This window comes from Staphylococcus sp. HMSC036D05 (assembly GCF_001836225.1).
Taxonomy (GTDB): Bacteria; Bacillota; Bacilli; order Staphylococcales; family Staphylococcaceae; genus Staphylococcus; species Staphylococcus caprae.
Window position 1 is genome coordinate 708,591 of sequence record NZ_KV827781.1, and the last position, 10,187, is coordinate 718,777.

Annotated in this window: 11 protein-coding genes; 6 read left to right on the forward strand and 5 right to left on the reverse strand. The window is 34.0% G+C overall.

The features are described from left to right. From HMPREF2580_RS07940 to HMPREF2580_RS07950, 3 genes are all read left to right on the forward strand, one after another. On the forward strand, window positions 1–1,000 hold a 1,000-nt coding region (locus HMPREF2580_RS07940; protein WP_141756885.1), incomplete at its 5' end, for an LPXTG cell wall anchor domain-containing protein. A 178-nt stretch (window positions 1,001–1,178) separates the two neighbouring features. Continuing rightward, window positions 1,179–2,405: an NEAT domain-containing protein gene (locus HMPREF2580_RS07945; protein WP_070831784.1), complete on the forward strand. Its 1,227-nt coding sequence runs from the start codon at window positions 1,179–1,181 to the stop codon at window positions 2,403–2,405. 182 nt (window positions 2,406–2,587) lie between these two features. Continuing rightward, on the forward strand, window positions 2,588–4,744 hold the full coding sequence (locus HMPREF2580_RS07950; protein ID WP_070831787.1) for an NEAT domain-containing protein: 2,157 nt from the start codon (window positions 2,588–2,590) through the stop codon (window positions 4,742–4,744). 144 nt (window positions 4,745–4,888) lie between these two features. Here the strand turns inward: HMPREF2580_RS07950 and rpmF are convergent, their stop codons facing one another. Together rpmF and HMPREF2580_RS07960 are read right to left on the reverse strand one after the other, a co-directional pair. Next, a complete protein-coding gene (gene rpmF, locus HMPREF2580_RS07955; protein ID WP_002442221.1) occupies window positions 4,889–5,062 on the reverse strand; it encodes a 50S ribosomal protein L32 in 174 nt (57 codons plus the stop codon). A gap of 76 nt (window positions 5,063–5,138) precedes the next feature. Next, window positions 5,139–5,696 carry a YceD family protein gene (locus HMPREF2580_RS07960; protein ID WP_070831790.1) on the reverse strand — a complete coding sequence of 186 codons (558 nt, stop codon included), beginning with the start codon at window positions 5,694–5,696 and terminating at the stop codon, window positions 5,139–5,141. A gap of 126 nt (window positions 5,697–5,822) precedes the next feature. On the opposite strand from HMPREF2580_RS07960, the gene HMPREF2580_RS07965 reads away from it, so the two are divergent. Beyond that, a complete protein-coding gene (locus tag HMPREF2580_RS07965; protein ID WP_070831793.1) occupies window positions 5,823–6,956 on the forward strand; it encodes a nucleotidyltransferase in 1,134 nt (377 codons plus the stop codon). Window positions 6,957–7,034: 78 nt separating this feature from the next. Here the strand turns inward: HMPREF2580_RS07965 and coaD are convergent, their stop codons facing one another. Further along, window positions 7,035–7,520: a pantetheine-phosphate adenylyltransferase gene (coaD, locus tag HMPREF2580_RS07970; RefSeq protein WP_037541352.1), complete on the reverse strand. Its 486-nt coding sequence runs from the start codon at window positions 7,518–7,520 to the stop codon at window positions 7,035–7,037. Window position 7,521: 1 nt separating this feature from the next. Further along, window positions 7,522–8,064, reverse strand: coding sequence for a 16S rRNA (guanine(966)-N(2))-methyltransferase RsmD (gene rsmD / locus HMPREF2580_RS07975; protein ID WP_002442216.1), 543 nt, complete (start codon window positions 8,062–8,064; stop codon window positions 7,522–7,524). 68 nt (window positions 8,065–8,132) lie between these two features. On the opposite strand from rsmD, the gene HMPREF2580_RS07980 reads away from it, so the two are divergent. Further along, window positions 8,133–8,522 carry a DUF7147 family protein gene (locus HMPREF2580_RS07980; RefSeq protein WP_070831796.1) on the forward strand — a complete coding sequence of 130 codons (390 nt, stop codon included), beginning with the start codon at window positions 8,133–8,135 and terminating at the stop codon, window positions 8,520–8,522. Between the two features lie 11 nt (window positions 8,523–8,533). Here the strand turns inward: HMPREF2580_RS07980 and HMPREF2580_RS07985 are convergent, their stop codons facing one another. Further along, window positions 8,534–8,785 carry a DUF2129 domain-containing protein gene (locus tag HMPREF2580_RS07985; RefSeq protein WP_002442214.1) on the reverse strand — a complete coding sequence of 84 codons (252 nt, stop codon included), beginning with the start codon at window positions 8,783–8,785 and terminating at the stop codon, window positions 8,534–8,536. Between the two features lie 219 nt (window positions 8,786–9,004). On the opposite strand from HMPREF2580_RS07985, the gene HMPREF2580_RS07990 reads away from it, so the two are divergent. Further along, complete coding sequence (locus HMPREF2580_RS07990; protein WP_070831799.1) at window positions 9,005–9,931, forward strand: glycerophosphodiester phosphodiesterase family protein; 927 nt, start codon at window positions 9,005–9,007, stop codon at window positions 9,929–9,931. Window positions 9,932–10,187 lie beyond the last annotated feature (256 nt).

Consider the following 10,187-nt stretch of genomic DNA (forward strand, 5'->3'; position numbering starts at 1 on the left):
TGAAGCTAAACCTGATACTCAAACTAAACCTGATGCAACTACACCAGACCAAAATGGTACTGGCGCACCAGGACAAGACGCTGGTACTAAACCTGGTACTACTCCTGACCAAACACCTGGTAATACAGAACAACAAGGTCAAGGTGGCACTCAAACAGGTACAACTACGCCTCAACCGGGTACAACACCAGATCAAAACAATCAAGCTGGTGCTGGTACTACAGTAACACCTGCTCCTGAAAATAATACTCAACCTGGTCAAGGTACTGAGACTAAACCAGGTACTGACCAACAAGGTCAAGGTACGCCTGACAACACTAAACCTGGTGAAAATGGTACTGATAATACAGTAACACCTACTCCAGGTGAAAATGCAGGTCAAACTAAACCAGATGGCCAAGAAAAACCAGGTACGCCTGGAACTGATCAAAATGCAGGTACAGGTCAACAAACTGGTAAGCCTGATGAAAATAACGCTGGGGACACTACAGTCAAACCACCTACTAATCCTGATCAAGGCACTGAAGCTAAACCTGATACTCAAACTAAACCGGGTACTACAACTCCAGATCAACATGACCAATTAGGTGCTGGTGTTAAACCAGGTACAGGTACAGATCAAAATACTCAAGTTAAACCAGATGATGAACACAAACCTGATACTACTAAACCAGATACAGATCAACAAGAAGGACCAACTCCTGATCAAAATAACGGTGGAGATACTACAGTTAAACCACCTACTAAAACTGATACTGAAACTAAACCTGATACTACAACTACTCCTGATAAAAACGACACTGACGACCAAGATGTTAAACATCACGTAACAACTGTCGGCGATCACAAAACAACAACTACAAATGTTAAAAAAGAAAAAACTGAATTACCTGATACTGGTGTAAGTAGTGAAGCTGCTTATACTACAACTGTATTCGGTACAATCTCTTTAGCATCTGCACTACTTCTATTCAGAAGACAAAGAAAATCATCTAAATAGTTAGATAATCATAGAGACGAGTTAATCATTTGAAAGATTAGCTCGTCTTTTTATTCGGCGTAATATAATAATAAAATAATATAAAAACTATTCACTTAATTTTCAGTTAGTGTATAATATCTATGTATTAATTGATAAATGCTATCAATTGAAAAATTACATAGGAGTTGTTAACAACATGAAAAAACATCATAAGAAAAATACTTTTATTTTTAAGAATAACTTTTCAATTAGAAAACTTAAATTTGGTGTAGCTTCAATCACTTTAGGTTCAGCACTTATTATCGGTGCTCATCAAGAAGCTAAAGCCGATGAAAATTCAGGAAACCAAAATGATAATGTATCTACAAATCAAAATGTTCAAAATAAAGATCAATCAACTCAACAAGTACAAAACCAACCTAAAAATACATCAGCTACACAAAATTCAAATACTCAAAATACTCAACCTACTACTGTTCAAGACCAAAACGCTCAAGCTAACAATACAAAAAGCGATTCTTCACAATCAGCTGAGCTTTCAGAATCATTAAATTTCCAAGTTCAGAAAGATAAAACGAATGAAGTTTCTCACATGGATCAATATGTTCAACATCCTGGTAAAGTAATTAAGAAAAATGATAAATATTATTTCCAAATTACGCTAGAGAATGCTTCTTGGTGGAAGAGTTTTCAATTTTTTGATGAAAGTGAGACAGAATTACCTACTACAGTGGTAGATGATAATACTGAAAAAGACACTAAAACAGTTAACATAGAAGTAACTCCTGGTATGAATAATATTATTAGTAAAGTACATATTGTAATACCTGCATTAAAATATGATCACGAATATACAACACATATTGAATTAGAAAGTGTCATTCCTACAATTGAGGATCCAGAACCAACAACTCCTCAAGAGCAGCCTAAACAAAATGACACTACCCAAGATCAACAACCTGCTACTGATAAAACTGAAAGCTCTACTCCTGAAAAACCTACAACTTCAGTGAACAATACTGAGACTCAAAAACAAGATGTTAAAGCTGAAACACCGTCTGAAACAGGTAAAAAAGACGACAATAAAGTTGAAAAACCTACAACAACTCAAACTGACACTACTTCTAAACAAAACAAATCGACTACTAACCCTTCTGAAAAGGATAGAAAGGATAAAAAAGACAAACAACCTAAAAAAGATAAGAAAGTCAAACAACCTAAAAAAGATGTTAAAAATCCCGTTACAGGTGGCAAAACAGGTAAAGATTCTAAAGTTAATAAAAATGATAGTGATTCAAAATCTACTAATGAGTTACCTCAAACTGGTTCTCATAAAGAATCTAATAACGGTGTAATATTTAGTCTAATTGCACTATTTTCATCACTATTCTTTATTAAAAGAAAAAGTAATAAAAATATTTAATATTATTTAGACCACTATAACAAGTACATCATTAAGCGATGTACTTGTTTTTTAATTGCACAAATAAAAATATAAAATATTTTAAAAATACTATTCAATTTAAAAATAAATAGTGTATAATAATCCTAAGCTAATTGATAAGGTTTATCATTTAGAAATCTATCTTAGGAGTTGTTAACAACATGAACAAACATCAGAAGAATCATACACTAAGTTATGCCAATTACTTTTCCATTCGTAAATTAACAGTTGGCGTAGCTTCAATCACATTAGGAACTGCCCTCTTCCTAAGTTCAAGTCACGATGCACAAGCAGCAGAAAATTCATCTACTCAATCAGATACTAAGACAACAACTACTACTGGTCAAAACAACGATGGTACACCCCCTACTGGAACAACTACAACGACTAATACGTCTAATCATAAAAACCAAGCAGATTCATCGCAAAACCAAAACAACATTCAACCATCGACTTCACCAACAAACAATTCAAGTTCACAAACAACAACGAAACCTAACAGCCAATCAGACAAAAAGATTACCGCAAAGGACTATCAAGCTACAACTTACAAGAATCTTTACGACGATGTAGTCTACGATAAAAGTAAATTACATAAAGAACTTCCACTCTTTGTAAGTGGTCACTTTAGAAATGCGATGAATAATGAAGAAACTTCTCTTTATGAGGGGGCGCTGAATCCTAACGTTAAAATTGAAAAAGTAAATGATTTATATAAATACACTGTACGCTTACACCCTGGAATTGCAGATGTGGGTGGCGAATTTTATGACTTTGACCTTTTCAAAATGGAATACAAAGACCAACCATTAGAATTAAGAACAATCAATGACAAGAATAGAATTAAAGAATTCTCTGTAACTTCAAAAGATTTATTAGAAAAAATCCAACTTACTGGTACGACTAAATATCCGGAAAATGTTAATAATCCAAGCAAAGGTCGAGACCAAGCACATGACGTAACACTTCAATTGTATTATGACAGTGCTCGAAAATTTAATGATGCGCTATGGAACGACCCTAAAGAAGTACCATCAAAGCCAGCTAAACCGGCTAAAGCTACACCTTCTACAACACAAACAAAACCAGCAAATCAAACAACAGCATCGACTCAATCATCTGTAGCAGATCATGAAGTCGAAGCAAACAAAATTCCTAATGCATATCCAGTTACAATTCAAGGTGAATTAAAATATCAAAAAGATAATTCTCAAACTTCTACTTATGCTAATTTGTTTGAAAAAGACGTCAAAGTTGAAAAAGATGGAGACAAGTTCAAATATACTTTTAAAGTAAAAGAAGCAAACGGTAACACACTTATCACGAAGAGAACGAAGTATCAATTCTCTAAAATTACTCACAACGGTGAAAATGTACTATTAACTGAACAAGCTGATAAAGTGAAAGAAGCAGTTTTAACTACGGATAAATTATTAGATAAAATTCAACTTAAAACAACTGTAGTTTCTAAATATGACAAAGCTGGTAATGAAGTAGATACTACCCTTGATCTCGACTTCCCTATTGTGGAAAAACCGCAGACCGATACTACTAACAATGCAACTACAAATACAACTGAAGTCACTCCAGTCAAAACAGAGTTTGAAAATGCAACACCAACGCCTACAGTATTAAAAGATGAAAAAGCCGTTGATTTCTCTGTTCTAAAGAGCTTAAAAGATCAACCGTCAGTAATGGAGAATTATATTCAAAAACCTTTCAAAGTAGCCGTTGATGAAAAAGGTAATCAACTTGTTGTTCTTACATTAAACAATGATTCTTATTGGAAAGAATTTAAAGTTGAAGGTACACGTGTAACAACAATTGCTAAAGATAAAGAACATGATACACGTACTATCACGTTCCCTTACGTAGAAGGTAAGAAAGTCTATCAGGCGTTTGTAAGCGTTGAAGTACCTAAAATCGGTTATAAAGGAAATTACAAAATTAGAATTGTAAATAATGATCCGAAGAAAGAGCCTGAGAAAGTACCTGAAAGAATCCCGAATAAAGAACCTGAGACACCACACATGAAGGATCCGAATAAGACACCAACTACACCAACTCACAAAAAGGAAACAATCAAAATCACTAAAAAAGACAAGACAAAAGTAAAAGGTAAAAATACTAATAATGATGACACGTCTATCACTAAAAATAAAAAGCATGAAACTAAACATCAATCTGATAAATCTAAAACGTTACCTAATACTGGTGCTGATACAACTACACCAACAATTTGGGCAAGTGTATTATCATTCTTCGCAGGTGTATTACTGTTAAAACGTCAAACACGTAAAAGTAATAAAAAACACTAATTTCATAAAGCATTCATCATAACTTGATGATGCACAATGACCTACAGTTACCTCTATCTAAAGCTGTAGGTCATTCTTATAAATGGACATAAAAAATCCAACAACCTCATACAGATTGTTGGATAAAAATAAATAAATTCTATATTATTTAGAAACGATTTCTTCACCATTGTAAGAACCACAGTTTTTACATACACGGTGAGATAATTTGTATTCGCCACAGCTTGGGCATTCAGTCATACCAGGTACTGAAATTTTGAAATGCGTACGGCGTTTATTTTTTCTAGTTTTAGACGTTCTTCTTTTTGGTACTGCCATGATTAATCCTCCTTAGAATAGACACTTAATTCAAAATGTCAGTTCAATTAATACTATTATATCATTAATTAAACTGCTATTGCTCTTTATCGTATAATTGTTGTAATTTCTGAAGCCTTGGATCAACTTGCTTACTTTCAGAATCATCATTATCTTGTTCTTGTTGAACTTCAATCAATTGATCTTCATCAATGACTTCCCAACCATTACCTTCTGTTAGCATTTGATTGCTATTTTCAGAGAAGGCGCACATAGGCTTTTCAATAATTACAAGTTCTTCAGCAATGTCTTTAATATTAATCATACCGTCAGAAACAAGATGATAATGTTCATCTTCTTGATCTTCACTATCGATATAATCATTATAGCCCTCTAAGTCAAAAACTTCTGAAGTTGTTACATCTAACGGCACTTCAACTGGTACGAGTGTACGTGCACAAGGCATCGTATATGTTCCAGTCACATGCATATCAGCAATGACTTCATTGGATTTCACTGTTAATTGGCCTTCAACATTTATTTCTGATAGATCAATTAAATCTAATGATTCTTTCAAATGATCAAAATGAGCCGTTTGGTTAAACTCAAATGGCTTACCTTGATACTTTCTTAACTGTGTTATTGACCATTTCATATGGCTTCACCTCTAACAAGCACAAAATTTATTTTAACTTTCCCAACAAAAGTTGTCAAGATTTTTTCTTAACATATATAGTTCTGTTACAATACTAATGATGAATACTGAAAGGACGAATTGCAAATGAAAAGTGTTGGCCTCATTACTGAATATAATCCTTTTCATAATGGGCATTTATATCATGCTCAACAATCTAAACAACGCTCTAATTCAAATGTAACAATTGCGTTGATGAGTGGCAACTTTGTTATGCGTGGTGAACCTGCCATCTACAATAAATTCACTCGAACTGAAATGGCGCTCACAGGCGTTGATTTAGTGGTTGAACTTCCGCTTCTCGCTAGCCTATCTTCGGGTGATACTTTTGCGGAAATGGCTGTGAAAGTGGCGCAATACCTTGATATCGATACCATTTCTTTTGGAAGTGAAAGTGCAGATTTGAATGATCTTCAACAACTTGCAGATCAAATTTCAACTTTAGAAAGTCATCCTGATTTTAAAAGTAAACTTAAAGAAGGCAAGAGTTATCCTCGTATATTAAGTGAACTCACGGATAGCCATGAACTCTTACAATCCCCTAATAACTTGCTAGGAATGAGTTACCTTAAAGCAATCAATCAATTCGCGCCTCAAATAGAAGCGATGACAATTAAACGAGAAGGTTCACATCATCACCATTCAGAAATAACGCATCATCAATTTGCGAGTGGTACATCGATACGTCAGTCTCTGCTACAGGGAAATCATCATTGGCGAAACGTTGTTCCACAAGTAGCTCATAATTTATATAAAGCACCACATGTTACAGCAGAAGATACATTTCCGTTTATTAAATATCAATTAACCGTTCAACATCAAGAAGATTTGAAATCCATATATAATATAAATGAAGGATTTGAAAATCGATTGAAATCAATGATTCAACAAAGTCATTCATTTAAAGCGTTTATGCAGAATCTTAAAACTAAACGTTACACTTATACACATATTCAGCGCATTCTTATGACCATATTATTAAATATAAAGTCTCATGATGTACATAAAGATATACATGCTGTAAGAATATTAGGAATGAACGACGTAGGTAGAAATTATTTAAAACATTTAAAAAATAAATTTCCTGAACGTCAATATATTACCAATATTAACCAAAAAAATGCCCACTATTTCCAAAATGAAATTAAAGCAACACACGTGTATAATCTAATGAGTCATCAAACACAAACCGATTTCAATACACCCATCATACGTAAATAAAACCATTTCAACCCGAACCATACAACAATTTCAATAGTTATTGATTGCAAATATGGTACACGTTGAAATGGTTATTTTTTAAACATCAAACTTGTCTTTTAGCGCCTTCTCTACATGTGGTGGCACGAAAGCTGAAATATCCGCTTTATACGCTGCTACTTCTTTAACAATGCTTGAACTAATAAACGAATATTTAGTACTTGTCATCATATACATCGTTTCAATGTCACTATTCAGTTTTTTATTCATCGACGTCAATCGTAACTCGTATTCAAAATCACTGACCGCTCTAAGACCTCTAATAATTGTCTTAGCTCCAACTTGATCACAGAAATCGACGAGTAATCCATTGAAATGATGAACTTCAACATTCGATAAATGTTGGACTGAATCTTTGATTAAATCTATTCGTTCTTCTGAATCAAATGTTCCACCTTTGCTGCTATTCTTTAACACGCAAACATGAATCTCATCAAAGCGATCGGCACTTCGTTCTATAATGTCTAAATGACCGTATGTAATAGGATCGAAACTACCGGGAATAACTGCTCTTGTCTTACTCATATTATTCTCCTTTTTCAAGTAACAAAGTATCTGTTAAACCATAATGATAACGCTTAATCAATTGGAATGGCTCATATTGAATATCCTCATGATTACTAAACTCACAAACGATAATACCATTTTCTTTTAATAAATTAAACTCCGAAATTCTCTCAATCGCCTCATCTATGAGTCCCTTTTTATAAGGTGGATCTAGGAAGATGATATCAAATTGTATCTCACGTTTAGCGAGTGCTTTAAGCGCTCTATCAGCATTGTTCTTATAAACTTCAGCTTGTGACATGAGATCTAATTGGTTTAAATTCGCCTTTATCACTTTGACTGCTTTAAAGTTTTGATCCACGAAAATGACTTTCTCCATACCACGCGACAATGCTTCTATACCAAGGGCACCGCTTCCTGCAAACAAGTCTAACCCCAAACCTGAAACCTCGTGCAAACTATTAAAGATGCCCTCTTTTACTTTATCCATAGTTGGACGGGTATTTCGCCCTTCAAGACTTTCTAAAGCTTTACTTTTATGTTTTCCTGCTATTACACGCATTTGCTCACACTTCCATTTCAATAGGTTATTTAATATAATTTGTTGTAACAAAGGAGAATGATAATCTTATGAAACAATCTTTTATCAAAATCGGAGAAGGTTTAACCGACTTGTTCGAATTCACTACGCTCATCGAGTATAATCATCCCCGAATTAATCGCATCATTTACTTTCATTCACCACAATCTGAGAAACAATTATCCTCAGTAGCAATGGTTATGAATCCAACATCTGGCAATCATTTTCAAGCGATGTACATCATGGTTAATGCCCTTAACTATCCTTATCCAGATGGTAACAAGAAATTCGACATCATCAATACAGAAGCTGGAAAGTACGATATCCCAGTCGTAGGCATTGATGTACAACCGCCCGAGACCTATCCTGACTTAGATTTATACTTTAACTATCTTATCAGTGTCTTACGTCTCCAACGCTGGATTCCACCTTTACAATAAACGATATTTTCTTAAAGCATTTCATGTTTTTCTTTCTCATACGTTTTCTTTAGAAATTTATAAGGTGATCCGTCGATAGCGCGAACGTATTTAAGTTGCATTAATTTATGAACAATACTATCAGCATCTGCTTCGTCAACATACATGACGACATATTTTCTTTGTTTATTTGAATGAACTATATGTCCATATTTTCTAATTTGACGTTCATGCTTAATATGCTTTAAATAAATAATTAAACTTACTCTAGGAATTAAATTCATATCTCGCTCACTCCATTATTTATACATTTGTAATCATATCACGTCTGTGTGCGTATTGAAATCACTATGACACGTCTCTGAGTGTTGTTTATTTATACTCTTTATAATTTAATATTTGGAAAATGAAGTCCCTCATCAACTATGACACGATATCGATATAATTTAATATTAGGATAATATTTGTTAAGCTAATTCTATTAAAAACGAGGAGGCTCACATATGAGTAACACTAAAAAATGGTTGATTAATGGTTCCTTAGCTACAGCTGGGATACTTGGTAGCTTATTCTACTTCAATAAGAATAAATCACCAAAAGAAGTTAAAACAATCCCTGAATTCTTCTCTGGTCAAGCACCCTACTTATTTGCACATAGAGGTGGCATGGCCGTTCGACCTGAACAAACACAACTAGCATTTGATAATGCTGTGGAACACGGATTAGATGGATTTGAAACGGATGTACGTTTAACACAAGACGGTAAATTAATCGTCTTTCATGACGCACTTGTCGACCGTACGACCAATGGTTCAGGTAAAGTGAGCGAACATACATTAGCAGAATTGAAACAATTAGATGCAGGGTATCATTTTACAGATATTAATGGGGATACACCATATCGTAACCATCCTCATGCTAAAATTCTTTCATTTGAAGAACTACTTGAAATGTATCCAAATATGTATATAAATGTAGATTTAAAAGACGCTCCAAATACGTACGAAGGCCGTCTCGCTCCTGAAATCATGTACAACAATATTGTTAAACACCAAGCACAAGACCGTGTGCTTGTCACAAGTTTCCATAAAACTCAAATCCAACGTTTTGTCGAATACAGCAAAGGAGAAATAGCAGTCGGTGCAAGCCAAGCTGAAGTTGCTGAAGGTTTCATTAAATTTAATAGCATGCTTGGAAGCACATTTACTCCACAAGCAGATACGTTTCAAATGCCAACAGAATTTAAAGGCATTCCATTGACCTCTAAACGCTTTATTGATTGGCTAAATCTTAATAATATCGTACCAGGTTTCTATGGCATTAATAGTATTGATTTAATGACAGACTTGTATCATAAAGGCGTTCATACCATAGTCACTGACCGCCCTGACCTGGCAAAGCAATTTAAAGAAACCTTACTAAAAAATTAAAACTGTATGTTGCCGGAAGGGGCATATAATTCAACCATCTGCAGCCAATTTGTTAAAAAGTACTGAGATAATCAATGATGCCTCAAATTTTGAGCGATATAATTGGGATATGAAATAAAATGATGTACACTCCTAACTCTCTTTAGAAGTGCACATCATTTTTGTTTTATATTTTAATGTACGGTTAAAACCAGAAAAATGCCGGAGGGTCTGCTTCATATTTCGATTTATCTAAATGTTCTTTTTTGATTATTTC

Coding starts and splice junctions, on each gene's coding strand:
- coaD (WP_037541352.1), bottom strand. CDS start 7,520: ATGAGTAAGACAAGAGCAGTTATTCCCGGTAGTTTCGATCCTATTACA.
- HMPREF2580_RS07950 (WP_070831787.1), top strand. CDS start 2,588: ATGAACAAACATCAGAAGAATCATACACTAAGTTATGCCAATTACTTT.
- HMPREF2580_RS07980 (WP_070831796.1), top strand. CDS start 8,133: ATGAAACAATCTTTTATCAAAATCGGAGAAGGTTTAACCGACTTGTTC.
- HMPREF2580_RS07990 (WP_070831799.1), top strand. CDS start 9,005: ATGAGTAACACTAAAAAATGGTTGATTAATGGTTCCTTAGCTACAGCT.
- HMPREF2580_RS07965 (WP_070831793.1), top strand. CDS start 5,823: ATGAAAAGTGTTGGCCTCATTACTGAATATAATCCTTTTCATAATGGG.
- rsmD (WP_002442216.1), bottom strand. CDS start 8,064: ATGCGTGTAATAGCAGGAAAACATAAAAGTAAAGCTTTAGAAAGTCTT.
- HMPREF2580_RS07985 (WP_002442214.1), bottom strand. CDS start 8,785: ATGAATTTAATTCCTAGAGTAAGTTTAATTATTTATTTAAAGCATATT.
- HMPREF2580_RS07945 (WP_070831784.1), top strand. CDS start 1,179: ATGAAAAAACATCATAAGAAAAATACTTTTATTTTTAAGAATAACTTT.
- rpmF (WP_002442221.1), bottom strand. CDS start 5,062: ATGGCAGTACCAAAAAGAAGAACGTCTAAAACTAGAAAAAATAAACGC.
- HMPREF2580_RS07960 (WP_070831790.1), bottom strand. CDS start 5,696: ATGAAATGGTCAATAACACAGTTAAGAAAGTATCAAGGTAAGCCATTT.